This is a genomic window from Clostridium merdae, from assembly GCF_900176635.1.
GTDB lineage: Bacteria > Bacillota > Clostridia > Oscillospirales > Acutalibacteraceae > Faecalispora > Faecalispora merdae.
Genome location: NZ_FXLN01000004.1, coordinates 429,815 through 455,854, shown reverse-complemented (window position 1 = coordinate 455,854; position 26,040 = coordinate 429,815). Strand labels below are relative to the sequence as shown.

The window sequence follows — 26,040 nt, the reverse complement described above, 5'->3', positions numbered from 1 at the left end:
CCCAGACACCGCTAAAAAACGTTAAAGTTGCAGTTAGCAGTTTGATCCTTAGACCGCACCTGAATGTGGGCATGGCGTACCGGTGGCTTTAACGCTGTAACATCAATGAGCCATCCGCGCCCCTTTGCATCCAACCGCGGTTCAGCAGCGCGAATAACGTCCCGCCCGGTTACCGTAACCTCTGGCTTTTCATCACACCTGGCTAAAACGGTGTAGATTTCACCCGGGGACATATCCTTGCTTCTTGTATCTAGAGAAAGAGGAGTGACTTCCTGTATTGGTGGTGTCGCCGGGTAATTATTAAAGCCACCCTTGCGAATGATTTCGGGGTAATCTTTAAAGGACAAATTTAAATCCACATCTCCCGTTCCGTTTTTCACTCCGGGAACTCGTCCTTTATCCGTGTATTGCCAAATAGAAGCTGGAAATTCGCTTGACATTTGCGTACTGTATTGTGCTAGCCACAAGTCAAACTCTTTTATCCGGCTCCAATCCAAATGATTACGCAGAACATTTAAATTCGCATAGATTGCAACATAATAACCGGCATTCGCTACCTGCCGGCACCAAGCCATAACCACATCGGTCAGGCGGTCGCGCGGCAGCCGCAGTATCGTATCCTGTTCTACATCCAACGCAACAGGGTACTCCATTTTGCATCCTCGAACCAGATTGAGAAAATGAGTGGCCTCTCGCGCAGCTTCTTCTGTTGTAACGGCATGTGTCCAGTGATACACACCGGTATGAAGACCTGCAACAGCGGCATTAGTTAAGTTTTCACTCATTCTTTGATCGGCCAGAGTATAGCCCTCACTAGCTTTTATCATGGTAAAATCGTACCCGGCTTCTTTAACAAGTTTCCAATCTACGTTACCTGTCCCATTATATACATCAATTCCTTTTCTGGTAGACATAACAACTCTCCTTTCTCTACTATAAGATGCAAAAAGGGGGAAACTTGCTCTTGTTTATGCAAGTAATCCCCCACAAAATTATAGTTTTTTACAGGAATTCTTTGTCCGCTCTCCATTTTAGAAATTCGATTCTTCTACCCTTCTCTATTTTCAATATCAAAAACGACGCAAACAAAACTACCATTTGTAAAATAGCAATAATCAATCATTTTATATGATATTTTTTTGCCATAGTCTATATTTTATATAGCCAATTGTTATAAAATATACTATAATCTAAAATAGTAATTTAAAAGATCGGTTTTTTGCATAGTAAATTCTTTATATGAAAATAAATCTCATTCATTTTTCATTTATTCTGTCGCAACGTTTAAATAACGTCGAAAAGTAAGATAAAAAAATATCTAACATACGTTTCGTTCTTTGAAAGGCATTGACAAGCATTTCGTTTTACTTCATAATATGTTTCACTTGTTTTTAGACTCTCTGCACGAAGAGAGTGCTTTTCATTCCCAAAAAAGAAGGGAACGACAAGACTTTTGAATAAAAACCTTACTCGGGGTTTATCTTCCCATTCCCTGAAGCTGATTGCAGCAGCTGCAATGCTGGCAGACCATTTTGCTTGGCTGTTTTTAAGCACATACAGTATTGCCGGTCAATTGCTTCATTTTATTGGAAGAACAACTATACCAATCATGTGCTTTTTCATCGCGCAAGGATATTACCAGACTCGCAGCCGTACCAAATACGCAGTAAGACTGGCTGTCTTCGCGGTGATTTCACAAATACCATTTCATTATTTCTTAACCGGTAACCTGAGCGTTTTCTCATCCCCCATCCACTTAAACGTAATGTTTACGCTCTTGTTTGCTCTACTATCTCTGGTTGTTTTAGACCAATTGCGAGGTAGGCCTACCGGTTGGCTCTGTCTCTTTATTCTTACGCTAATGGCTTCATTTGCAGATTGGTCTATTTTTGCGATTTTATTTACCGTAATATTTGCAGAAAACAGGCGTGAACCACAAAGACAAATGCTGTTGTATTCAGTAGCAGCCTTAGTAACCGCAAGTATTTTTGTTTTCACCGGTAATTCGCAAGAGGGCACCCCTTTTTGGGGCGATTTCTTTCAGTTTGGCTTATTGCTAGCAGCTCCCCTGTTACAAAGCTATAACGGGCAAAGAGGTACTTCTTCTGCTGGCAAATGGTTTTTCTATCTTTTTTACCCCTTGCACCTAATAGCACTAACGGTAATTCATCAACTCATAACTTAAAATTATTTAAAATTTATTGGAGGTGGACTGTATGTCTAAACGGGAAAACGTTTCCATGTCCGTAATTCGGAGGCTGCCGCGCTACTACCGCTTTTTAACACATTTAAAAAAAATGGGGATGACCCGTATCTCTTCCAAAGAGCTGTCTGAAAAAATGGGTCTAACCGCTTCTCAAATCCGCCAGGATTTGAACTGCTTTGGTGGCTTTGGTCAACAGGGTTATGGTTATATCGTTGACCAATTGCAGCGGGAAATTGGAGGAATTCTTGGTCTCTCCAACTCTTACAAGGCAATTTTAATTGGTGCTGGTAATTTGGGACAAGCACTGGCACTTCACATGGCTTTTACAACACAGGGGTTTCAGCTCGTAGGTATATTTGACAATTCCCCATCTAAAATTGGCAGTGAGATTAATGGCTTAACCATAAACGATACAAAGCTACTTAAAGAGTTTTGTGAAGCAGAACGGCCTTCCATGGCAATTCTCTGCATTCCACGTGAAAACGCCGAGAAACTTTCAGAGCAGCTCTACGATCTTGGTATCCGTAATTTCTGGAATTTCAGCCATTATGATATTTCGATGAAATACCCAGACACCGTTGTAGAAAATGTTCATTTGAACGATAGCCTAATGACTTTATGCTACCGCATATCTGACCAGCAAGGGGCAACCGAAGCTCTCGATGAGACCGAAGTTTAAAATCGCACTCAACGTGACTTTACAGAAAGGGAACAGCAGTTTCGCTGTTCCCTTTTGCTATCTTGCTTACATACTTAAAACTTGCTCTATTTCATACAAAGAATTCCCATGCTCTTTTGGGGAAAGCTTTAAAAAGAGGATCATAACATGAATATACAAGATGCTTACGAAGACTATTATCAATATATTTATAATTACGCGTTAAAGCTAACCTGCCACCCCGAAGACGCACTCGACCTAACGCAGGAGACCTTTTTAAAAGCAATGAAACAATTAGGCACATTAGAAAATGAAAAAGCTTTAGCAAGCTGGCTTAGAACCATTTGCTTTCACGAATTCATCAACCGAACAAAAAAGAATCCGAATAAATACATGGAAGTGCCACTTGATATTGAAGCATTAGAGTCCGATGGTCACCGTTTGGTGGAGACAACACCACAGCCGGAAGACGAAATCATTGTGGAAGAAGAAATAAAAGACCTGCAAAACGGCTGCTTTTTGGCAATGGTCAGAAGATTGACGCTTCACCAGCGTATCGTTTTTTCGTTAGTTGATATGTACGGGCTTTCGATCAACACGGTTGCTGACATGCTGGGAATTTCAAACGGAGCGGCGAAAGGCTTATTGCACCGCGCAAGAATGAACTTAGATTGCTTTTTTGCGGATCATTGCAGCATTATTAATGAGAAGAATCCCTGTTCCTGCAAAGCATGGTTAACGTTTTCACAAACTCGCTCCAATTTACAAAGCAGTGCACACAAACTTATTCATCAATTGGATGCTGGTGAAAAAAACAACTTTCATAACGAGCAAGTACGTAAGAAATTGCTATTTTTATACGGAAACATGCCTGAACAAAAACCGCCAAAAGAATGGTACCAAAGCGTTTTAAACTCCCTTTTATAAAAAAATTTAGTTTGGCCGTATCTTTTCTAAATTCATCTTGTCTTTATCTATGTAGAGAAAATTACTCAAAAAAGAAAGGATGTATCCTATGAAAAAGGTAACCCCCGGTTTTGAAGTGCTCCTCAAAGAAACGAATGGAATTGGCCCCGCTCTCATGAACACCATTTTGCTACTCTCTGAAAAGAGTGCGCTAGATAAAAAGACGCATGAACTCGCTTACATTTCGGCCTTAGTCGCCTCAAAAAACACCAGTGGCCTCCCCTTTCACATTCAGCAGGCAAGGGAGCTCGGCGCAACAAAGGAAGAAATAAAGAGTGCCATTCTAGTGCCTTTGCCTATTTTGGGAATACAGGTTGCCGACGGACTCTCTTATTTAAGCGATATTCCAGATTAACAGATTCGCCCTGCCTGCTATATTTTGCACAGCAAAAAAAGCATCCTTCTATTCTGCCTTTTAGGCAATAGCAAGGATGCTTTTCTTATTCCCCTCTCTTTTGGTGAGAGGCGTGTAATTTATCAATAATAGCTTGTTCAGGCGGGTGCTCCGGATACAAAAAGTTGCGCACGCGCATTTGGCAGTCTGTATCGCCGCAATAGTAAAGAACATCACCTTCGCAGAGAACAGCGTAAGGCCCAGGTGAAATCATCATCATTTCACCCCTGCGAATTCCTAAAATAGTTGCAGTCGTATAGTGCCAAAAGTTAATGTCGGCAATCGATAAATTCAAATACGGTGTTTTCGTAGTAATTTCAATCTCAAATGGAATAAAGGGATTAAAAGCTTGAAAGCGTTCCGTTCTGTCCAATATTTCAGAAATGGTTTCTGCCATATGCTCGGCTTCTTTACGCTGGCGATCAATGCTTTCCGTAATATTCTTCTTCAGGTCATACAAAGATTTAATATCCATGAATTGCTGAACAAAGCGAACCGCGTTGTCGTAAGATAAAATTACAACGCCACTACCCTTAACTACGGATACAATCTCAAGGTCAGACAAAACTGCAATCGCGCGACGAGCCGTTTCTGGCGATACACTGTACTGACTGGCCAAAGCCGACCTGGCGTACAGCTTGTCGCCTACCTGGTACCTGCGTTCAACAATCTTAGCTGCAATATCTGCCGCTATTTGCTGATATACCGGAGCAGATACCTTGATTTTATGCTCCATGTGATTTGAACCCTTTCGTGTTATCGTCACTTTGCTTCCGAAGTTTTTTTGCCAATACAGCAATTCTTCCCCCACTTACGCGGGGGAAGAATTCAATGCATTTTACTGGTTTAATCATTCAGCGGAAGCTTCTTTTTGATACTCTTTCGCTGCACCAACAAAGCCTTGGAACAAGGGGTGCGGGCGGTTGGGGCGAGACTTAAATTCCGGGTGGAACTGTGCCCCCATAAACCACGGGTGGTTCGGCAGCTCCATCATTTCAACAATACGGTTGTCAGGAGATCTTCCGCAGAACACAACACCGGCAGCTTCAAGCTGGTCACGGTAATCATTGTTCACTTCATAACGGTGGCGGTGACGCTCTGAAATCAAGGCCTGCTCATCATACAAAGCAGATGCCTTTGTGTCGGGCAGCAGCTTGCAGGGGTACTTGCCAAGGCGCATGGTTCCGCCAAGCTGAACCACGTCCTTCTGCTCCGGCATTAAATCGATAACCGGATTGCTTGTCTGCGGATCAAATTCAGCAGAGTTTGCGTCTTCCAAACCGAGCACATGGCGGCTATATTCTACAATTGCCATTTGCATGCCAAGGCAAATGCCCAAAAACGGCACGCTGTTTTCACGCGCATAACGAATTGCTGTAATTTTGCCCTCGATTCCACGCTGGCCAAAGCCACCGGGAACCAATACACCATGCACTCCGTCAAGCATTTCATTTACATTTTCAGGGGTAATCAGCTCGGAATCCACCCAACGAACATCTACCTTTACATGGTTGCCAATTCCACCATGTGTGAGTGCTTCTGCAACGCTCAGGTATGCGTCGTGCAGGTCAACATATTTGCCTACCATGGCAATGGTAACGGTTTCTGTCAAAGCCATAGCCGTGTTTACCATTTTAATCCACTCAGTTAAGTCCGCGCCATGGGTATCCAGAGCAAAATGCTTACACACAATATCATCCAAACGCTCTTCTTTCAATGCCAGCGGCACAGAATAAAGAAGCGGCAAATCCAAATTCTGAATCACACAGTTTTCTCTTACATTACAGAACAAAGCAATTTTCTTCTTTTGGTCCTCTGCCACAGGCAGTTCCGAACGAAGAACAATAATGTCGGGCTGAATTCCAATAGAAAGCAGCTCTTTCACGCTATGTTGGGTCGGCTTTGTCTTCTGCTCATGAGAAGCTGCTAAATACGGTACCAAAGTTACATGAATAAAGAGGCAATTGTTACGCCCAATTTCAGTTGCGAATTGGCGAATCGCCTCTAAAAATGGCTGGCTCTCAATGTCACCCACGGTGCCGCCAACCTCTATAATTGCAATGTCTACGTTCTCTTTCCCGTCTGTAATACGGGTTTTAATTTCATTTGTAATGTGCGGTATTACCTGTACCGTTCCGCCATCATAGTCGCCGTTACGCTCCTTTTGAAGAACGTTCCAGTAAATGCGGCCAGACGTTACGTTGCTGTTTTGTGTTAAGTTCTCATCAATAAAACGCTCATAATGACCCAAATCAAGGTCGGTTTCCGCTCCGTCATCCGTTACAAAAACCTCACCATGCTGAAAGGGATTCATTGTACCCGGGTCTACATTCAAATACGGGTCAAACTTCTGCATGGTCACACGCAGACCGCGCGACTTGAGCAAACGCCCCAAAGAAGCTGCAGTAATTCCTTTTCCTAGGCCAGACACGACTCCACCAGTTACGAACACATATTTTGCTGCCATAATTTCCTCCTACCAACTGCCCTTTTAAAAAATAAATTCCCCATCAAACTGCTGGGGAACACAAATTACCGCATTTTATTATATCGCCTATCCCAGCGGGTGTCAATTGGGATAAGCGATATTTTGTCGGTTTCGTAGGGAGTTCCAAAGATACGAGAAAAATCGACATTTTTTTCCCGGAACAATCAATCCAAATCATTCCATATTTCATTTTATATCACTTTTATAAAAAGCAGCGTAAGTGAAAAACTCACGCTGCTTTCTCTTTATAATATGCAAAATGAATCATGGAATACGAATACAATGTCGTATCATTTAGAATTTACAGAGATTGACGAATTTGCTCCTCATAAAACTTTTGCGGCTTTACTCCAATCTCAGACCAGCTCTTTTCGCCATCCTTAAACAAAATAACGGTTGGAATGTTCATGATACCATAGCGGCGAGCCAGCTCCTGGTTTTCATCCACATCCACCTTCAGAACCGTAAGGTTCTCTTCAAAGGTCTTTGCAAGCTCCTCCACAATGGGAGCCACCATACGGCACGGGCCGCACCAGCTTGCCCAAAAATCGACAAGCACCAATGGATTTTCGCTAATTAACTGATCAAAATTTTCTTTTGTAGCATGAATTACAGCCATAATATTAACTCCTTTTCTTATCGAAATTATCCCTTATATTTTTCCAATGTAATATTAGTTATTGTAACGTCTTTTAAAGGCTTATTGCCCTCACCAACCTCAACTGCCGCAATCTTGTCTACTACATCCAAACCTTCAAAAACCTGAGCAAATACGGTATGGCCTCTTCCAGTCGTATTGTATGCACCATCCAATGTGGGATTTCCACCATTTTCCGTATACAGCTTTTTATAAGCATCCGAGATTTTACTCATGTCAACCAAAGTTCCATGTCGAGCCGTAACTGCTTCGGGATTTTGCTTGTACAATTCATAACCCTGTTCATAATATTCCCAACCATAGAACGCAGATATCGGAGCCTGATTAATAAAAAACTGGCTGCCGTTGGTATTGGGACCAGAATTCGCCATAGCGACCGCACCGCGAAGATTCAACAGCGATTTGCTAAATTCATCTTCAAAGGCTTTTCCAAATGCACTTTCACCACCAAGACCGGTAGCTGTTGGGTCACCGCCCTGTATAACAAAATTATTGACAACTCGGTGAAAGGTAATTCCATTATAATAACCCTTTTTCGACAACTGCTTAAAATTATCTACTGTTTTTGGTGCAGCCTCGGGGAAAAAGCGCAGCTTTATATCTCCCATACTGGTCTTCATTACAGCGATTTCTTCACCTGCCGTAGGCTTGTCCAGCTGATACCCCAAGGTCTTCTCTTGTTGATTTGCTGAACTTGAATTTAGCTGCTCTGCGGCACTGGAGTTTTGCTGTTCCGCAGCGCTGGAAATTTGCTGTTTATTATTAACCTCGTTTTTGGGCTGACTCGCACAGGCTGTCAGCAACAAAAGTGTAGATAACCCCACTAGTGCGATACGCAATCTTTTCTGCATGAAACCACCTTTCCTCTCACATCTATTTTGTTTCATATTTTAGTCTATTTTGTTTTAATATGCAAGCTTTTCCATTGATGATGATTACAAGATAATACATGATAATTTTTAAAAATCCATGGAAGAAAAAAGACCGTGAGTTTTCTGCATTACAACTATTTCGGCTCAAAAAAATGGGAAAGCAGTTCAACCTAATGATTTCAGTATTACTCACGTGTTTTTTTGCATATAGATGTTTTGACCGGAAAAAGGAGGTAAAAGAATGGGCCTGAATACTTATAAGCCCGAGGGCTGGAAGATTGACACGCCGGAAAACCGGGCTGCTATGGCAAGCATGACTGCCCTAATGGATGCAAGCCGGGACGAAAAAATACTGGAAGGACGGGCGCTAGTTTGTGACAGCATGCACAATTTGCTGGTAGACCTGGGCTGCATGAAGGGACTCATCCCACGCGAAGAAGGTGCTCTGGGCATTCGTGAGGGTACCACACGGGACATTGCCATCATCTCAAGAGTGAACCGCCCTGTCTGCTTTATCATAACCGGATTCCAAAAGGATGATGCAGGCAACCCAATTGCGGTGCTTTCCCGAAGAGCGGCTCAAGAAAAATGCCGGAGAGAATACATAGAAAAACTCCAGCCCGGCGACGTAACCGACGCACGTATTACCCACCTAGAAACCTTTGGTGCCTTTGCAGACATTGGGTGCGGGATTATCTCTCTATTGCCAATTGATGCAATTTCTGTTTCGCGCATTGACCACCCCAGAGAGCGCTTTACCGTTGGGATGGATATTCGCACCATCATTAAATCGATGGAGGGTGACCGAATTACGCTTACCCAAAAAGAGCTTTTGGGTACTTGGGAAGAAAATGTTGCTTTATTCCACACCGGTGAAACCGTTGCTGGTATTATTCGCTCCATTGAACCATACGGAATTTTTGTTGAGCTCGCACCCAACTTAGCTGGGCTTGCAGAAATTAAAGAGGGAATCCAACCAGGGCAGCAGGCAAGCGTTTATATTAAGAGTATTTTGCCCTCTCGCATGAAAATTAAGTTAGTCATAATAGATACCTTCGATTATTCTTACCGACCCATTCCACCAAAATACTTCTTTAAGGGAGAACACATGGATCGTTTTGTTTACTCACCGGAATGCAGTGATAAGCAAATTACAACCGAATTCTCCTTAGCTTAAAATAATCGAAATTTGCTATTTTCTTTTTTATCAAAAGAAAAATCTCACAGAAAAAGCCCGCGAAGCAGAAAAACACTGCTCGTGGGCTTTTTTCATTGATCCAGCGATTCTAAGCGCAGGATGTGAGAATCTATTATTTGGCGAAAGGTATGGTTGTTGCCATTCTTTCCGTTTTCATCCTTATAATGCAGGGGCTTATAATACGGAGTTAGCGTTTGCTGCTTTAAAAATTGCAGTGCCTCTTTGCGGCTGCGTGCGTTTTCAATAACACCAGCCAGCTTTACTGCATACATCGCATTGTAAGGCTCTAAACGGTATGCTTCTGCCAAATTGGTAAGAGCCGCTTCATGCTTCCCCAAGTTCTCTTGGGCCTGCGCCAAAATCATATACATTTCGGCTCGGCTTCTTGCCCAACGGCTAATTGTAATTCCATCCTCTACAATCGTTCCGTAAGACAAGCTATCCCATCCGGGGGTTTCAAGGTACTGTTGCGCATATTTCGCGGTCAGTGCATTATCTTCGCCGAGCCAACTGCTGGCCATGGCGGCAATATAAAGCTGCTGCGGCGTTTTGGGTATCCCACATAGAGAAATTACTTTGCGCAATCTTTCATGATCATTCAAAAGCTTTGAATACAAACGCTGTGCCTCTTCTTCTTCTGTATAATCGGCAGGGATTGAGGCCCCAATGAAACGAAATAGAGCTGCCGCTAAATTAGGGCGACTATTTACTGCGGATTCCATTGACAACACCCACTTTCACATCTTTAAATGCCCCTATTATAGCATAAATCATTCAGTGAGTATATAAGATTCCCAATTGTATTTGCATAATCACAAAGCAGATTATTCGAGGCTGTGCCCCTACACCAAAAGTCTTCGATGTAGGGGCACTTTGGGCGAATTATTCCTCAATGGGTGATTCTACAAAAGAAAATTCTCCATTCTCATAACTGCATACAATCTGTGTACCTGCACGCACCTTTCCTTCTAGCATCAGCTCTGAAAGGCGATCCTCCAGCTTAGTTTGAATCGCACGACGCAGTGGGCGTGCCCCGTAAATGGGGTCAAAGCCTTCTTTTGCAATTTCAGCAATGGCACTCTCTGTAAATGTGGCAGAAATACCAATTTCACGCAAACGCTTCTGCAAAATTTGAAGCATGCGGCCTGCTATCTCGCGAATGTTTTCATCCGAAAGCTTGTGGAATACAATAATGTCATCCACACGGTTTAAGAACTCTGGGCGGAATGTGCTCTTCAACTCTCCAAGCACCAGCTCTTTTACCTTTTCGCTGTCGACTTTCTGATTATCTTCCGACGCAAAGCCAAGGCTGCCCTTTTTCTCGGTAATGAGACGTGCACCAACGTTTGAGGTCATAATAATGACAGTGTTTTTGAAATCCACTTTTCTTCCCTGTGCATCAGTGAGTCTGCCATCCTCCAAGATTTGTAAAAGAATATTAAATACATCGGGATGTGCCTTTTCAATTTCATCAAACAGCACGACAGAATAAGGCTTGCGGCGAACTGCTTCCGTTAGCTGACCACCCTCATCATAGCCTACATATCCGGGAGGCGAACCAACCAAACGAGAAACGGTGTGCTTCTCCATATATTCAGACATGTCAAGGCGAATCATCGCATTTTCATTCCCGAACATTGCTTCTGCCAACGCCTTTGTGAGTTCGGTTTTACCAACACCGGTAGGCCCAAGAAAAATAAAGGAACCAACGGGGCGCTTGGGGTCTTTCAGTCCAACACGGCCGCGGCGTATTGCTCTGGCAACGGCACTTACTGCCTCCTCTTGCCCAACCAAACGCTGGTGCAAAGTCTCTTCCAAATGGAGCAGTCGTTCACTTTCCTCTTCAGTTAGCTGCACAACCGGAATTCCGGTCCATACAGACACCACATTGGCAATATCTTCGGGAGAGACCTCTCCGCCGTCGTGAGAACGCTTTTCGGACCACGAGTTCTTCTGGCTTTCGAGCTCATCCTTAGCCTTCTTCTCTTCGTCTCTCACCTTGGCGGCACGTTCAAATTCCTGCGCATTAATAGCGGCAGATTTCTCCTGCTCCAATTCCTTAATTCGCTTCTCCAGCTCCTGCAAATCTGTAGGAGCGGTAAAGGCACGCAGGCGAACACGGGAAGATGCTTCATCCATCAAATCGATTGCCTTATCCGGCAAAAATCGGTCTGCAATATAGCGGGAAGAAAGCTTAACCGCCGCTTCAATCGCTTCGTCTGTAATTCGAACCTTGTGGTGTGCTTCATAACGGTCACGAAGCCCTTTTAGAATCTCAATCGCTTCCTCTTCACTCGGCTCACCAACCATTACCGGCTGGAAGCGGCGCTCCAAAGCAGCATCCTTTTCGATATATTTGCGGTACTCATTGATGGTTGTAGCACCAATCACCTGAAAATCGCCGCGGGCGAGTGCGGGTTTTAAAATATTTGCCGCATCCGTAGAGCCCTCGGCAGAGCCTGCACCAATAATGGTATGCAGCTCATCGATGAACAAAATGATATTACCTGCGTTGCGAACCTCATCCATTGCTGTTTTGATTCGCTCTTCAAAATCACCGCGATACTTCGTGCCGGCAACCATACCCGTTAAATCGAGTGTGATAACCCGTTTGTTTTTCAGCAGCTCTGGCACCTGACCCTCTGCTATTTTCAAAGCGAGGCCCTCTGCAACGGCAGTTTTGCCAACGCCAGGCTCACCAATGAGGCAAGGGTTATTTTTTGTGCGGCGAGAAAGAATCTGAATCACTCTCTCAATTTCGGTTTGTCTGCCTATTACGGGGTCTATACCACCTTTTGCTGCAAGTGCGGTAAGGTCCCGACCAAACTGATCCAGCGTTTTGGTACCGCCTTTGCCGCCCTTACCAGACGAAACAGACGGCATACCTGAGCCGGAAGCCGAATCTTCCCCACTGCTCAAAGCAGAGCTGATTTCGTTTAAAATGTCACTGGTCTTTGCGCCAAGTGACTGAAGGAACCGAACGCCGTAGCTGTCACCCTCCGATAAAATTGCAATGAGCAAATGCTCTGTTCCAACGTAGTTATGGCCAAGCCGTGCCCCTTCCATCACTGCAATTTGCAAAATGCGCTTGCTGCGGGGTGTAAAATCATCGGCAGAGAGGTTGGTTTTCGTTCCGGTACCAATTTTCTCAGCCATAAGCTGTTCCATTTTAGTTGCGGTTACTTGCAGCTTATTGAGTACGGTGGCAGCAACACCTGAGCCTTCTTTTAAAAGACCGAGCACAATATGCTCACTGCCAATATACGTATGCCCTAAGTTTTCCGCCGATTCAATGGCCTGATTGAGAGCAGTGTTTGCTTTTTCTGTAAATCCGTTAAAACGATACATAGATCGTCCCCCCTTTTTTCAATATCATAAAAAATTTGATTTTATTTTTAAGTTTTATTAAATTGTGAATCAGTTTACGGAAGACTCTTTAAGCCGTTCAGAAACAACTCCCGCCCGCAGTGTATCCCTTTCAGTGGCGGTCATTTTCTTCGTTAGCATCATCGTAGCCGGTTGCACCTGAACAATTAAGCTATTAATGGTGTCGTATGCAATACCGGTGATAAGCCCGGTTGCAACTCCCATTCTCACATAAGAAATGAGTCGCATAAATTCGTCGCTTCTTAAAACACGGGCACTTTTTAATATGCCTATGGAGCGGAAAATCTGGTCTTGCGCTTCCACCGTCTTAACCAATTCGGTTCGGGCGTTTCTTTCTTGCGTTATCAACTGCTCTGCAATACTTTTTAGGTTTGCAATCGCCGCTTGCTCACTAAGCCCGAGTGTTACCTGATTGGAGAGCTGATAAAATGCCCCTACCGGCTCACTGCCTTCCCCGTAAATACCACGTATTACAAGACCGAGCTTTGAAAGACTGGAGGCTACCCGGCGCATTGCGCCGCTCTCTTGCAGTGCCGGTAAATGCAGCATTAACGAGGCGCGCATACCAGTACCAATATTTGTAGGGCATTGTGTTAAATAACCCAAGTTCTCATCAAATGCAAAATGCAGACTCTCGTTGAGCAAGGTATCCACACGGTCTACCATTTCATAGGCGCCCTCCAAATCAAGCCCCTCGCACATAACCTGAATGCGCAAATGATCTTCTTCATTAATCATAATTGAGATGGTTTCATCCTGCGTGAGTAATAGACCCCGACCATTTGGCGCAGAGATAAACTCTGGGCTTACCAAATGGCGTTCTACCAAAGAGACTGCCTCGTTCTGGCCAATGTCGTCTAAGCTGATATAACGAAAGCTGTTTGAAATAGAGCTGTTGCCGCGCATAACGGCATCGTGCACCGCTTGCTCTACCTTCGCGCGCTGTTCGGCGCTCATTTTTACCGGAAACGGGTAATCTTGCAGATTTCGAGCCAGCCTTACACGGGTACTAATAACCACGTCGGCCTCCTTGCCACTTTTCTCGTACCATTTCATCATTCTTTACCGCCCCCTTCCAATGTTTTAATTTCATCGCGCAGAACGGCTGCACGTTCAAAGTTTTGGCTTTCAATTGCCTCACGAAGCTCTTTCTTTTTACGGCTTAGCTCCGTTTGTTGCTCTTGTGGAGCAACACTCAGCTTAGCCTCCGGTGTTACTCGGAGCGCACGGCTGCTGGGGTGCTTGCCGGAGTGATTTGTATTGCCATGGATTCTTTGTATGGATGGCATCAGCCGCTCACGGAAGGTATGGTAGCATTCCGCGCAGCCAACCTTACCGCTCTGTGCGATCTCCCCAAAGGAAGAACCGCAGCCCGGGCAGCGCTCGGTATCTGTCATTTCAGGAGCCTGATTCCCAAAAAAGCTGCCTAGCAAGCTATTAAAATCCAACGAAAATGGGTACATAAAATTCCCGTACCCTGCTTTTTGGGCGCATTCCCCGCAAAGAGCATATTCCGTTAACTCCCCATTCACAATAATTTTCACATAGGTAGTAGCCGGGTTTTTCCCGCACATCTGGCATTTCATAACGATCCCTCCTACATACAATAGTCAAACATCGTCTTCCGAGCGAGCTCATTGCCAGTTAGGAAGACGTCATATCATTACTCAAAAATAAGCTTGCTGTTATAGAATTTTATATTTGTGTCATCAGCATATGCTTAAAAATTGCTGCGCGAAGCACATCCCGCTCTTCTTTTGGAACATTTTGATAACAACGGTCATTTAAAGCTGCTGCCATAATGTTTGCCGCTTTTTCCGAAAGAATATCACGTCCGAGCAAATTTGCTAACATAATACGAGCCGTTGCACTGTCAAGCGTATGCCCCACAGCGTTTACTGTGTGCATAATGGCGCTGCTTGCATTCATTTGTATTTGTGTAATACGAATATATCCACCTCCACCGCGGCGGCTCTCTACCAAATAGCCTTGCTCTGGTGTAAAGCGGGAGGTGATTACATAATTGATTTGGCTGGGAACACACCCCAGTGCTTCTGCCAACTCATTTCTTTGTATTTCTGCTTTTCCATTTTCTTCTTCTAATAATGCCAATATATAGTTGGCAACATGATCACTCATTCTCATGATACCCATCCATCCGTTTTCTGATTTTGACTTTCTTTGACTTTGTATATTCTATTATATAATGTCTGTTTCTATAGTCAAAGTCAGTTAAAGTCAATTTTGACTGATTTTCGCAGATAGTAGCAATTTATCTTCCCCAGCATATTATTTTCTAAGGATTCTTATTGGTTTCTTATAATTGCTGCATCGCCCTTTTCCATATGTATTCATACGGGCGTAATTCAATTGCTGAAAAGAGATGAAGCGGAGATTTTTCAGCAGAAAATATTGCAGCAAAATTATTGTAACACCATTTCTCCGCACGCAATATACTATAGTGTAAACCGAAAGGAGGAATACAATAATGTGTAACAATAACTTTGGTGGCGGCGGTTGCTGGTGGATCATCATTTTAGTCCTTCTGTTCTGCTGTGGCGGCTGGGGTGGCTGCGGTGGCGGATGCGGTAATGATTGTGGTTGCAACAACAACTGCGGTGGCGGATGCGGCGGCTGCGGCTGCTAATTCATCGCTCTGCAAACGATCTAACCCGCACACACAAAAAGGGAGCTGTGGAAAACCCACAGCTCCCTTTTCTCATATCTTTTTACAACTCGTGCTTTGTTTTGTATAAACGAAGTGCCTGCGCTAATTGATCGGGACACGAGGTGTTTTTGCGTCCGCAGTGAATTCCTTGTAGCCGTAAAATAACATCATCTACTTTCATTCCCTGCACAAGCGCACCTATACCTTGGCTGTTCCCACTGCAACCGCCAACAAACTCAACCCTTTGCACGGTATCTTTTTGCACGTCAATTACAATTTTTGAAGAACATACCCCACTGGGGCGAAATTCATACTGCATTTCTTCTCTCCTCTCTTTCATCCTACGATACATAATGAAAAAGGATTCCTCAAATTGAAGATTCCTTTTTGCTTTGAAAGAAAATTCAGCTAACAATACTCTAAATTAACCGCCAGATTTTATTTTTTTACTTCTCTTTTTTAAAGCATCTAATTGCTCATCGGGAGTGGTAAACGCCCCAAGCCCACAAGAATGCGACGTATACATACCGTGAAAATCAGAACCACCCGTCATAATTAGGCCACGCAGACGCGCCAAAGCCATATATTGAGGAATATCCTCTTCCTTATGGGTGGGGTGCCAAACCTCAATACCGTCAATCTCTCCGCGTTCTGCGAGCTCCAGCATAAGGTCGTGGCCATCGTACTGACCAGGGTGCGCCATTATGGCTACGCCTCCCGCCTCATGAATCTGCCGAATTACATCGTGAACATCGGGGTATTCAATCGCACTGTAAGCAAGCCCTCCGCGGGGGCTAAACAGCTTGTGGAACACAGAGCCAAACATTTCGGTGGTATAGCCGGCATCAATCAGAGCGTGCATAATATGCTGCTTATAAATGTTCGTGCAGCCCTGCGCACGGCGCAAAAACATATCTGCCGGTATTGGGTACAGCCGCATCACCTTTTGCATCATAATATTAGCCGCTTTTTTACGCGATTCACCAATTCGTTTGCAAAGGCCCTCGAGGCGATCCGGGCTTTCACAATCGTAACCCAAAATATGTACCTTTCTGCCTCGCGCATTATCAAAAGCAGAAATTTCGATCCCGGGAATAACCTCTACCCCTTGGCGATCCCCAAATATTTTTGCTCTCGTTGCGCCCGCAAAGGTATCGTGGTCTGTTACCGCTATGGTAGAAAGCCCCTTTACTTTGGCCAGCAACACCAGTTCATCAATGGAAAGTGCGCCGTCCGACATTCTTGTATGACAATGTAAATCTGCTGCCATTTTTATCCCCCTCATATGCCTTAATTATAATTTATTTTCTGTATAGTAAGTAAATAATCAGTTTTGTATTACGATGTTAGAAAGATTATTTGTCGTTATTTTCTTTATTTATTCGGATGAGGACACACGAAAAAGGGAACAAACCTACGCTCTTAGAGCCCAGTTTGCCCCTGTTTCTTACAAGTCATTTCGCTTAGATAAAACGTTTCTCTAAGTGACCAAAGAAAGAAGCCTTCGTTACAAAGCTTCTTTCTTAATATAAATTGAACTATTGAAAATTTTATTTTCTAAGAAGAAGTTCCGAATTGAATTTTTTAGCTGATATAAATAAGAGCATTACATCTACAAATAATAACACAACTCCAGCAATTAAGGTCCATAAAGCCTCAACATAAATTAGCCCCGTGAACTGTGCAATCATAATTAGCACCAACGGCATTACAATGAACCCAGAAAGCTGCATGGATTCTAAATAGCTTTTCGAACGGCCTGAGAGAAGAACCATGAAGATAACACCAAATACCGTTGTAGAAGGTGAAAGTACAAAGACGAGCGCCAGCCAATTCCAATTCAAAAAAAACGGCATTTTTAAAATCAGGTTTCCAGCTCCAACTACAATCGAAAAAACAAGGAACGAAGCAGATGAAATAACAAGGGAAAGCGCTGCACACCCAGCAACCTTTGCCTTAAAGAGACTGCGCGCTGAAAGCGGCGTAAGAAGCAACGTTTCCATCGTTCCCCGTTCCTTTTCCCCCACAAAGCTTGCAGCGGCTGTTGTTGTGGAAGACATGAGCGGAATCATTAAAAAAAACATGGGGCAAACCACATTTACCATTAAGTAAAACATGGATTGCTTTAAATCAAAAAAAGCGATAAGCTCCTGTGGCATAAGCTTCATCATGTTATCTACCCCATTGAGCTGATCCGCCGGAGCATACAAAACTAGTAATAAATAAAGCACCGGCAAAACCACTACCATGGCAACCGGTAGCGCAATTAACGTACCACGAACACTGCGCAAATGCCACACTTCATTAAAATCTTTCTTCAGTACAGCCAGTTCAGAATTTGACAGCAGCTTCACTTTGCCACCTCCTGACTTTGCAAGAAGGAAAAATAAACATCCTCTAGCGTAGGGCGAATCAAGCGCGCCTCATACACTGGAATATCCTGTGCAATTAAATCCCGCAAGATTGCGGGCATCTCTGCTTCCGAAGCAATTTCCGTTTCCCAATACTCTCCATTTTTTACAAAACCAGGTAGAGTCTGTTCTGTATCGGTTAGAATACCAGCTTTTATATGGCAGCCTGCACCCTCACATAAGGTTGCAAAGCTCCCTTGTAGAACCATCTTTCCACGATGCAGAATTCCATAGGTACTGCACAAATCTTGCGCATAACGGAGCTGGTGAGTACATAAAAAAACAGTAACACCGCTCTTTTTGGCAAGCGAAGTAATCATTTCATTTACGGCTTGTGCCGATTCGGGGTCAAGCCCACTGGTAGGCTCGTCCAAAAAAAGCACCTGAGGCTCGTGCATTAACGCACGAGCCAATGATAGACGCTGCATCATACCAGTAGAATACTGGTTTGCTTTTTGCTCACGAGCCTCCCAAAGGTCAAGGCTGCGGAGCATTAGCTCCGCTCTCTCCTTTGCTTGCGCCCGTACCAAGCCGGCCGTCTCACCAAAAAACTCCAGATTCTGCTGCCCCGTCATAGTTCCGTACATGCGGGCTGTCTCGGTCATAACACCGCATAAAGCATGAACCTTCTCCGGTTCTGTTTGTGGCGAAAGACCCATTACCGAGCATTCACCAGAGGTGGGGCGCAGCAAGCCGGTTAAAAGCTTTACCGTAGTCGTTTTCCCTGCACCGTTTGGGCCAAGGAAACCACATACACCGCCCTGTGGAACTTGAAGAGTTAAGTCGGAAAGAGCCTGTGTACTCCCATTATACGACTTTCCCAAGGATTGCGCAACAATCGCACTCATAAAACCCGCCCACCTCTTTTTTATTCTATTATGTCCTTTGCTCCATATGAATCTTCGTTAAATCATGAATCTCTTCCACATTTTCTTTTATTCCGCGCTTGTCTGCGGTAGCCAAAAGCTTCTGGCGGTTTTTCATCAGCTTCTGTGCCGATTCCACACCACCGGGGCCTGCAACACAGCCGCCCTCGCACGCCATACCCTCTATCAGGTCTTCCTTCATGCGACCGGCATTCATCACCATAAGCTGTTTTTTGCATTCCTTCGCGCCGCTGCACTTTACGCAGGAAACCTCTTTGTCAAAACCGTCCTCTGCAAGGGCAGCTTCCACAGCCGCAGTAACACCACCGCTAACGGCAAAGTTTTTACCCTTCAGACTGCCGTCCTGTTCATTCTCTACTTCCAGCGTTTCAACTTCAATCTCTTTTGCATCGAACATCGCAGCAAGCTCTTCAAAGGTCATTACATAGTCAGCAGTATCTTCTGCTTTTTGTATTTCAAGCTTTTTAGCAACACAAGGACCAAAGAAAACAACTAAAATATCTGGCTCTTTTTCTTTTAAGTACCGCACCGTTAATGTCATAGGAGAAGCTGTATGTGAAATATTGGGCTCTAATTTCGGGAAATGCTTCTCAATCATATCTACAAATGCAGGGCAGCAAGAGGTAGTCATCTTCTTGCCTTCTTCAACGGCTTCCTTTAGCTCCTGAGCCTCATGGTAAGCGGTTGCATCGGCACCCAAAGAAACCTCAACTGCTTCTGCAAAACCAAGGCGGCGCAAGCCTTCCTTTAGCTGGCCTACATTTGCGGTACCAAAATGGCCCTCAATTGCAGGAGCAAAAACGGCATATACCTTTTTGCCAGACTGAATTTCTTGAATCACATTCACAAGGCTGGAACGGTCAGTAATTGCACCGAATGGGCAACCAGCCATACAGGCACCACAGCTAATGCAACGGCTGTAATCAATGGCAGCCATACTGTATTCGTCCATTGTAATGGCATTCACCGGGCAAGAACGCAAGCAAGGGCGCATTGTGTCTGAAATGGCATTGTAGGGGCAAGCAGCAGCACAGCGGCCGCATTCCTTACACTTAGCGGGGTCAATATACGCACCGCGGCCGGTAACGCTAACTGCCCCGAAAGGACATGCCGCAACACATTTTTTTGCCAAACACTTCTGACAGTTGTCCGTAACATTAAAACGGTTAATCGGACACCCTTCGCACGCAGCCGGCACAACGCCGATTACTGCATTCTCTTGCTGGCGGGGAAGGTCTTCTCCACAAGCTGCGCTAACACGCTCACGAATAATTTCGCGCTCACGGTAAATGCAGCAGCGGAAGGCAGGCTGAGGACCGGGAATAATCTCATACGGAATATCCCCCAAATGCTCTGACAGTTGATTGTCAAAACTCATACGAGCCACCGAAGACAATACTCGGTACTTAAGCTGTTTTGCGTCATTGTCATACTTCATGCTAAAATCCACCCTACTCTTATCATTGTATTTTTATGGCGTACAGTAAAAATCATAAGAAACGATCCGCCCTTTTCTGCCAAATAGCGCGGACTGTTTCATGTTATTGTTTGTGATTATTATAACATTACTAATGTATAATAACAAGAGAGAAATATAATCTTCATGCAAAAAAACAGAAAAAAAACCATAATGGAACATATTAATAAAGTGCACAAAAAACCGTGTTTTTTTCTGTGATATACTTGAATTAAATTGTATCAATAAGTAGGATTTTGTTTTTCTTTTCATCTTGCAAAATTTGTAACAAATGAATAAATATTATTTTTAATGAACTGATTAATGGAATACATATGTATTCACATGGAGGACAGTTTGTGCAATTGAAATTAAACTTTCTTTTCATAATTTAAACTAAAAATGAAAGAACTAGCTAGCAAAACATCCTATTTATTGATACTTTATTTAATGAACATTTAGAAAAGCTCTTACCTCTTTCAATAAAGACAAATATTCATTTTCTGTAACACTCACTAATTTTAAATCCTGAATATCCTGTGAAGTTACTTCTTCAAAGAGTGGTTTATTAAGCACGGGGTATCTTCCCTTTTCTCTTATAGATGGCGAAAAATAACCCTCTAAAAACTCATTTTTATCATCTTCTTTGTTTAAGAAAAAAACATATTCACGATTCGGCTCTGAAGGTCCATAATCCATTAAATATTGAATCATATCCCCATTATTCTCTTGCGTAAAGTATGTCTCAGCTATTTTTATTGTTTCGCCTTCTTTTAAATTGCCTTTAAAAACCTTATAAATTCTAAAGGATGATACAGTTACTCCATATAAAGCTTGGTATTCTATTTTTGAGTCTGCATAATACAGCTTCTGCTTTGCATCATCTTGCAGCGTTCCAACAATAATATAATTAGATAAATCACTCAATTCTTTGAAATTGGACGCATCATTAATATAGCACAATCTTTTAAATACGCTCTTACTATTCGCTGGAATTGCTTGTAAACTGCTATCTAATAAAACTGTTGCATCTGTATTACAAGACATTAAAGATATTAAAAATATGAATATCGATATGAGCCCTATTGTTTTATGTTTCACGAGTTCTTAATCACTCCATTTAACATACATATAATTCATTGAGCATGTTTCACCCTCCAAATTATACCATATTTTATTGAATAATCATATTTCGATAATATTTTTCTTGCATTTTGAGATAATTTATAGTACAATGCAATTCGAAAGAAAAGTAGGATTAAAGCCTATTTTCAGAGAAAGTAAAATAACTTTCTCAGCAACAACTTTTTTTGACCATTTCTTTTGTGTTTTGCAGAAGAAATCAAATGCCATACGGACAGCTGGGTCAAAATGCCGGTTGGCAACTTTCGTTGCCTTATTGATTGAGCCGTTGCTCAAATTTTATAAGTTGGTTACTTAAAACCGTGTGCCATGCGCACATTACGCTTGTGAAACAATCAATAAGAGTAGTAAAAGTAAGTTATTGCTATATAGACTCTGATTCTCTGTGCTTTTGAATAAATAATAGCGGATATGTGCATACCCTTGCGCATGACCCGCTCAAAATAAAACAAAACGAACAGAAATTGTTGACTCAAGTGGTAAGTGCGGCATGCGCCGTCTTTCATTTGAGTCTTTTTTATTTTTAAGGCAATACTCCTTAACAGTACCTTCATTCGTGAAACATAAATACATCCTCTATTTAGCGAGTACAATTTCTCTAAACAAAAATACGCCGGGAATCAGGTGACGGTATGGAAAACAAACTGAAATTATATGGCTTTAACAATTTAACAAAATCTCTCAGCTTTAACATCTATGACGTCTGCTACGCCAAAAGCGAACGGGAGCAGCGCGACTACATCGCCTATATAGACGAGCAGTACAACTCCGAACGTCTCACCGGGATTCTGGAGCGTGTAACTGAAATGATTGGTGCCCATGTGCTAAATATTTCGAAGCAAGACTATGACCCGCAGGGTGCAAGCGTCACCTTTTTAATTGCGGAGGAGTCCATGCTGGCAGGGCGTGGATTCGGCCCCCGTGCAGAGCTTTCGGGTGAAACGATGGTGGCACACCTCGATAAAAGCCACGTAACCGTACACACCTACCCGGAATACCACCCGGACACGTTTCTCGCAACCTTTCGTGTAGATATTGACGTTGCAACTTGCGGTGAAATCACCCCTCTTAGTACGCTCGATTATTTAATTGGCAGCTTTGATTCCGATATTATCACCATGGATTACCGTGTGCGCGGCTTTACGCGCGACGTAACGGGAAAGAAGCTATTTATGGATCACAAAATGACATCCATTCAAGATTATATTGATGACAAAACGCTACGCAAATACGATGCCATTGATTTAAACGTTTATCAATCCAATCTCTTCCATACGAAGATGTTAATCAAAGACATTAACTTGCAGAACTATCTCTTTAATACAGACGTTTATGAGCTGCCGCCACAGGCAAGGTTAAAAATTACCGACAGCCTGCGGCGTGAAATGATTGAGATTTTCTCTGGCAGTAACGTGTACTAAAACCTGTATTGAAATAGAAAGGAGGCCCTTTCTTGAGCAAATTAGACCAAACCCGTATGCCCATTCGTCAGGCACTACTGGATTTTCAAGCCGAGCGGGTCGTTCCGTTTGACGTACCCGGACATAAGCACGGGCGGGGAAATCCCGAACTAACCCAATTTCTAGGCGAGCGCTGCATGCAGCTCGATGTAAACTCCATGAAACCGCTAGATAACTTGTGCCACCCGGTCTCTGTTATTCGTGAAGCGGAAGAACTGGCAGCAGATGCATTCGGTGCGGCACACGCTTTTTTTATGGTAAACGGTACTACCTCTGCGGTACAGGCTATGGTGCTTTCCGCCTGCAAGCATGGGGATGAAATCATTCTCCCCCGTAACGTACACCGTAGTGTCATCAATGCACTTATATTATGCGGTGCAACACCTGTTTACGTGAATCCCGAAACCGACCACCGCCTGGGTATTTCTCTTGGAATGCGCCTTTCTGCGCTGGAGCAGGCGATACAAGAGCACCCAAAGGCAAGGGCGGTTCTTGTTAACAACCCCACCTATTACGGCATCTGCTCCAATTTAAAAGCGATTACGGAGCTGGCGCACCAACACGGTATGTTGGTACTAGCAGATGAAGCACACGGCACACACCTATATTTTGGTGAAAACCTCCCAATGAGCGGCATGAAAGCCGGAGTGGACATGGCATCAGTTAGCATGCACAAATCTGGCGGCTCACTCACCCAAAGCTCATTCCTGCTGGTAAACGGCGGCGTGAGTGAAGGTTATGTACGACAAATTATTAATTTAACACAAACCACCAGCGGCTCTTACCTCCTGCTTTCGAGTCTTGATATTTCCCGGAAAAAGCTTGCCACGGAGGGAAAAGAAATCTTTCGCCGTGTGAATGAAATGGCGGAGTATGCGCGCGGAGAAATCAACCAGATTGGCGATTACTACGCCTACTCCCGCGTGCTAATTAACGGCGATACCGTATATGATTTTGATACGACAAAGCTTTCCATCAATACGCTTGAACTTGGCCTTGCAGGAATTGAAGTATACGATATTCTGCGGGATGAATACGACATTCAGGTAGAGTTTGGCGACCTCGGCAATATTCTGGCTTATCTCTCCGTAGGTGACCGCCACCGCGATTTGGAGCGGCTTGTTGGCGCACTCGCTGAAATTCGCCGCAATTATAAGCGTGACAAAACGGGCATGCTCCGAATGGAGTATATTTCCCCCATTGTTGCCGTGCCTCCACAAAAAGCGTTTTACGCAGAAAAAGAAGCTCTGCCTCTTGCTCAAAGTGCCGGGCGGATTTGCAGTGAATTTGTAATGTGCTACCCACCGGGAATCCCCATTCTCGCACCGGGCGAGTTGATTACCGGTGAAATACTGGAATATATTACGTATGCCAAAGACAAGGGTTGTTTTTTAACCGGCCCAGAGGATTTAGAGCTGGAACGGCTCAATGTAATCAAGGAGGAATGAACGGTGGATTTATGGTTTACAGAAAAACACGCGCCCGGCGTTCAGCTTTCCATCCGGGTAGACCGGCAGCTATACAGCGCACAGAGTGAATTTCAGCGCATTGATGTGTTTGAATCGGATGATTTTGGTCGCTTTTTAACGCTTGACGGCTACATGATGCTGACCGAGCGCGACGAATTTATTTACCATGAAATGATTGTACACGTTCCCATGGCGGTACACCCCAAGGTGCGGCGCGTGCTAGTCATCGGTGGAGGAGACGGCGGCGCGGTACGCGAGTTGATTCGTTACCCCGAAATAGAACGGATTGATTTAGTAGAAATAGACGAGCAAGTGGTGCGGGTCTGCCAAGAGCATCTTCCCCTTACCGCATGCGGCTTCGATGACCCGAGAGTAAAGCTCTATTTTCAAGACGGCCTAAAGTTTGTGCGCCGCCAGAGTGAGGAATACGACTTAATTTTGGTTGACTCCACCGACCCATTTGGCCCCGGCGAGGGACTATTTACCCGCGAGTTTTACGGCAACTGCTATAAGGCACTTAAAGAGGATGGCATCATGGTTAATCAGCATGAAAGTCCGTTTTATGCTGTGGATGCACTTGCCATGCAGCGGGCGCACAAGCGAATTGTAAAATCCTTTCCCATTAGTCGAGTTTATCAGGCGCATATTCCCACCTACCCCTCCGGTCACTGGTTGTTCGGATTTGCGTCGAAGAAATATCACCCACTTAAAGATTTAGATACAAAACGCTGGAAGGAACGTGCTATTCCGACCCGTTACTATAATACCAAGCTGCACAAGGGCGCATTCGCCTTACCAAACTATGTGGAGGAGCTCCTGAAAAATGTCGAACACATTGACTAAAAACATTGAAACCTTTCTGGGCTGCGACTGCGAGTACGAAGAAGCAAGAGCCGTACTGTTTGGCGCACCGTTTGATTCAACCACCTCGTTTCGCCCAGGCACCCGTTTTGCCAGCCGTGCTATGCGAGCCGATTCGTTCGGACTGGAAACATACAGCCCGTATCAGGATAAAGACTTGACCGATATTAGCGTATTCGACGGCGGCGATTTAGAACTTTGCTTTGGCGACACTCAAAAAGCTCTTTCACAAATTGAAGATTTTGCGGCAGGTATTTTACAGGATGGCAAGATGCCCGTTATGATTGGCGGCGAGCACCTGGTAACCCTCGGTGCAGTTCGTGCCGCAGTAAAAAAGTACCCCGATTTACACATCCTGCATTTTGATGCACATGCTGACCTGCGCGACGAATACCTTGGCACACCTCTCTCCCATGCTTCGGTACTACACCGCTGCTGGGATTTGGTGGGAGACGGCAGAATCTTTCAGTTCGGTATTCGCTCCGGTGACCGCAGTGAGTTTCTGTGGGGTAAGGAGCATGTATCCACCCACAAATTTAACTTTGAGGGTCTGGAAAGCGTGATAAAAGCGCTCAAGGGCAAGCCCGTTTACGTTACCATCGATTTGGACGTACTCGACCCGTCTGTTTTCCCCGGCACAGGAACTCCAGAGCCAGGCGGCGTTAGCTTTATGCAGCTTCTGCATGCGGTAATGGTACTCAATAACCTAAATGTTATTGGGTGCGATGTAAACGAGCTCTCCCCCGTTTACGACCAAAGCGGAGTTTCCACTGCGGTTGCTTGCAAAATCCTGCGGGAACTACTTTTAACCGTTGTTCCCCCATCCATTCATTAAAAATACAAAATATATGTAAGGCC

The 26,040-nt window shown here is 44.1% G+C and carries 26 protein-coding genes; 10 read left to right on the top strand and 16 right to left on the bottom strand.

From position 1 onward, the window contains the following. Positions 1 to 11 precede the first annotated feature (11 nt). Complete coding sequence (locus CAN90_RS07540; RefSeq protein ID WP_085833228.1) at positions 12 to 914, bottom strand: glycoside hydrolase family 25 protein; 903 nt, start codon at positions 912 to 914, stop codon at positions 12 to 14. A 539-nt stretch (positions 915 to 1,453) separates the two neighbouring features. On the opposite strand from CAN90_RS07540, the gene CAN90_RS07535 reads away from it, so the two are divergent. From CAN90_RS07535 to CAN90_RS07520, 4 genes are all read left to right on the top strand, one after another. Continuing rightward, positions 1,454 to 2,185 (top strand): TraX family protein, encoded by a 732-nt coding sequence (locus tag CAN90_RS07535; protein WP_085833227.1) that lies wholly within the window; start codon positions 1,454 to 1,456, stop codon positions 2,183 to 2,185. 31 nt (positions 2,186 to 2,216) lie between these two features. Continuing rightward, the gene (locus tag CAN90_RS07530) at positions 2,217 to 2,885 is read left to right on the top strand and encodes a redox-sensing transcriptional repressor Rex (protein ID WP_085833226.1); all 669 of its coding nucleotides are present in this window, start codon (positions 2,217 to 2,219) and stop codon (positions 2,883 to 2,885) included. Between the two features lie 147 nt (positions 2,886 to 3,032). Then, complete coding sequence (locus CAN90_RS07525) at positions 3,033 to 3,791, top strand: RNA polymerase sigma factor (RefSeq protein ID WP_085833225.1); 759 nt, start codon at positions 3,033 to 3,035, stop codon at positions 3,789 to 3,791. 88 nt (positions 3,792 to 3,879) lie between these two features. Beyond that, a complete protein-coding gene (locus CAN90_RS07520; RefSeq protein ID WP_085833224.1) occupies positions 3,880 to 4,185 on the top strand; it encodes a carboxymuconolactone decarboxylase family protein in 306 nt (101 codons plus the stop codon). Between the two features lie 85 nt (positions 4,186 to 4,270). Here the strand turns inward: CAN90_RS07520 and CAN90_RS07515 are convergent, their stop codons facing one another. The 4 genes from CAN90_RS07515 to CAN90_RS07500 all read right to left on the bottom strand — a co-directional run bounded on the left by CAN90_RS07515 (position 4,271) and on the right by CAN90_RS07500 (position 8,221). After that, positions 4,271 to 4,960 (bottom strand): GntR family transcriptional regulator, encoded by a 690-nt coding sequence (locus CAN90_RS07515; RefSeq protein ID WP_085833223.1) that lies wholly within the window; start codon positions 4,958 to 4,960, stop codon positions 4,271 to 4,273. 114 nt (positions 4,961 to 5,074) lie between these two features. Further along, positions 5,075 to 6,691, bottom strand: a complete 1,617-nt coding sequence (locus CAN90_RS07510; RefSeq protein ID WP_085833222.1) for a CTP synthase — start codon at positions 6,689 to 6,691, stop codon at positions 5,075 to 5,077. 322 nt (positions 6,692 to 7,013) lie between these two features. Continuing rightward, complete coding sequence (trxA, locus tag CAN90_RS07505; protein WP_085833221.1) at positions 7,014 to 7,331, bottom strand: thioredoxin; 318 nt, start codon at positions 7,329 to 7,331, stop codon at positions 7,014 to 7,016. Between the two features lie 26 nt (positions 7,332 to 7,357). After that, positions 7,358 to 8,221 carry a peptidylprolyl isomerase gene (locus CAN90_RS07500; RefSeq protein WP_085833220.1) on the bottom strand — a complete coding sequence of 288 codons (864 nt, stop codon included), beginning with the start codon at positions 8,219 to 8,221 and terminating at the stop codon, positions 7,358 to 7,360. 262 nt (positions 8,222 to 8,483) lie between these two features. Between CAN90_RS07500 and CAN90_RS07495 the strand changes: the two genes are divergently transcribed. Then, positions 8,484 to 9,419, top strand: a complete 936-nt coding sequence (locus CAN90_RS07495; RefSeq protein ID WP_085833219.1) for a S1 RNA-binding domain-containing protein — start codon at positions 8,484 to 8,486, stop codon at positions 9,417 to 9,419. A gap of 92 nt (positions 9,420 to 9,511) precedes the next feature. Here the strand turns inward: CAN90_RS07495 and CAN90_RS07490 are convergent, their stop codons facing one another. The 5 genes from CAN90_RS07490 to CAN90_RS07470 all read right to left on the bottom strand — a co-directional run bounded on the left by CAN90_RS07490 (position 9,512) and on the right by CAN90_RS07470 (position 14,972). Further along, positions 9,512 to 10,162: a hypothetical protein gene (locus CAN90_RS07490; protein ID WP_085833218.1), complete on the bottom strand. Its 651-nt coding sequence runs from the start codon at positions 10,160 to 10,162 to the stop codon at positions 9,512 to 9,514. 160 nt (positions 10,163 to 10,322) lie between these two features. Continuing rightward, the gene (locus tag CAN90_RS07485; protein WP_085833217.1) at positions 10,323 to 12,788 is read right to left on the bottom strand and encodes an ATP-dependent Clp protease ATP-binding subunit; all 2,466 of its coding nucleotides are present in this window, start codon (positions 12,786 to 12,788) and stop codon (positions 10,323 to 10,325) included. 69 nt (positions 12,789 to 12,857) lie between these two features. Beyond that, a complete protein-coding gene (locus CAN90_RS07480; RefSeq protein ID WP_085833216.1) occupies positions 12,858 to 13,886 on the bottom strand; it encodes a protein arginine kinase in 1,029 nt (342 codons plus the stop codon). Beyond that, positions 13,883 to 14,413 (bottom strand): UvrB/UvrC motif-containing protein, encoded by a 531-nt coding sequence (locus tag CAN90_RS07475; protein ID WP_085833215.1) that lies wholly within the window; start codon positions 14,411 to 14,413, stop codon positions 13,883 to 13,885. The genes CAN90_RS07480 and CAN90_RS07475 overlap by 4 nt, the downstream gene beginning before the upstream one ends. Before the next feature lie 109 nt (positions 14,414 to 14,522). After that, a complete protein-coding gene (locus CAN90_RS07470; protein WP_085833214.1) occupies positions 14,523 to 14,972 on the bottom strand; it encodes a CtsR family transcriptional regulator in 450 nt (149 codons plus the stop codon). Between the two features lie 343 nt (positions 14,973 to 15,315). Between CAN90_RS07470 and CAN90_RS13715 the strand changes: the two genes are divergently transcribed. Next, positions 15,316 to 15,474, top strand: a complete 159-nt coding sequence (locus tag CAN90_RS13715; protein WP_187138318.1) for a hypothetical protein — start codon at positions 15,316 to 15,318, stop codon at positions 15,472 to 15,474. 82 nt (positions 15,475 to 15,556) lie between these two features. Here the strand turns inward: CAN90_RS13715 and CAN90_RS07465 are convergent, their stop codons facing one another. From CAN90_RS07465 to CAN90_RS07440, 6 genes are all read right to left on the bottom strand, one after another. After that, a complete protein-coding gene (locus CAN90_RS07465) occupies positions 15,557 to 15,835 on the bottom strand; it encodes a TIGR03905 family TSCPD domain-containing protein (protein ID WP_479723227.1) in 279 nt (92 codons plus the stop codon). Between the two features lie 84 nt (positions 15,836 to 15,919). After that, positions 15,920 to 16,765, bottom strand: a complete 846-nt coding sequence (locus CAN90_RS07460) for a PHP domain-containing protein (protein ID WP_085833212.1) — start codon at positions 16,763 to 16,765, stop codon at positions 15,920 to 15,922. A gap of 280 nt (positions 16,766 to 17,045) precedes the next feature. Further along, the gene (locus tag CAN90_RS07455) at positions 17,046 to 17,849 is read right to left on the bottom strand and encodes an ABC transporter permease subunit (RefSeq protein ID WP_085833211.1); all 804 of its coding nucleotides are present in this window, start codon (positions 17,847 to 17,849) and stop codon (positions 17,046 to 17,048) included. Further along, the gene (locus CAN90_RS07450; protein WP_085833210.1) at positions 17,846 to 18,754 is read right to left on the bottom strand and encodes an ABC transporter ATP-binding protein; all 909 of its coding nucleotides are present in this window, start codon (positions 18,752 to 18,754) and stop codon (positions 17,846 to 17,848) included. Before CAN90_RS07450 ends, CAN90_RS07455 begins: the two co-directional genes overlap by 4 nt. A 28-nt stretch (positions 18,755 to 18,782) precedes the next feature. Then, positions 18,783 to 20,231, bottom strand: a complete 1,449-nt coding sequence (locus CAN90_RS07445; protein WP_085833209.1) for a 4Fe-4S dicluster domain-containing protein — start codon at positions 20,229 to 20,231, stop codon at positions 18,783 to 18,785. Between the two features lie 465 nt (positions 20,232 to 20,696). After that, on the bottom strand, positions 20,697 to 21,350 hold the full coding sequence (locus tag CAN90_RS07440; protein ID WP_143750809.1) for a hypothetical protein: 654 nt from the start codon (positions 21,348 to 21,350) through the stop codon (positions 20,697 to 20,699). A 674-nt stretch (positions 21,351 to 22,024) separates the two neighbouring features. Between CAN90_RS07440 and speD the strand changes: the two genes are divergently transcribed. Genes speD through speB form a run of 4 tightly spaced genes read left to right on the top strand, consistent with a single transcriptional unit; the run spans position 22,025 to position 26,017 of the window. Beyond that, positions 22,025 to 22,813 carry an adenosylmethionine decarboxylase gene (gene speD / locus CAN90_RS07435; RefSeq protein ID WP_085833207.1) on the top strand — a complete coding sequence of 263 codons (789 nt, stop codon included), beginning with the start codon at positions 22,025 to 22,027 and terminating at the stop codon, positions 22,811 to 22,813. Between the two features lie 56 nt (positions 22,814 to 22,869). Beyond that, a complete protein-coding gene (locus CAN90_RS07430) occupies positions 22,870 to 24,300 on the top strand; it encodes an aminotransferase class I/II-fold pyridoxal phosphate-dependent enzyme (protein WP_085834318.1) in 1,431 nt (476 codons plus the stop codon). 3 nt (positions 24,301 to 24,303) lie between these two features. Continuing rightward, positions 24,304 to 25,164 (top strand): polyamine aminopropyltransferase, encoded by an 861-nt coding sequence (gene speE, locus CAN90_RS07425; protein ID WP_085833206.1) that lies wholly within the window; start codon positions 24,304 to 24,306, stop codon positions 25,162 to 25,164. Further along, entirely contained in the window at positions 25,145 to 26,017 is an 873-nt protein-coding gene (gene speB, locus CAN90_RS07420) for an agmatinase (protein ID WP_187138317.1), read from the top strand. Before speE ends, speB begins: the two co-directional genes overlap by 20 nt. Positions 26,018 to 26,040 lie beyond the last annotated feature (23 nt).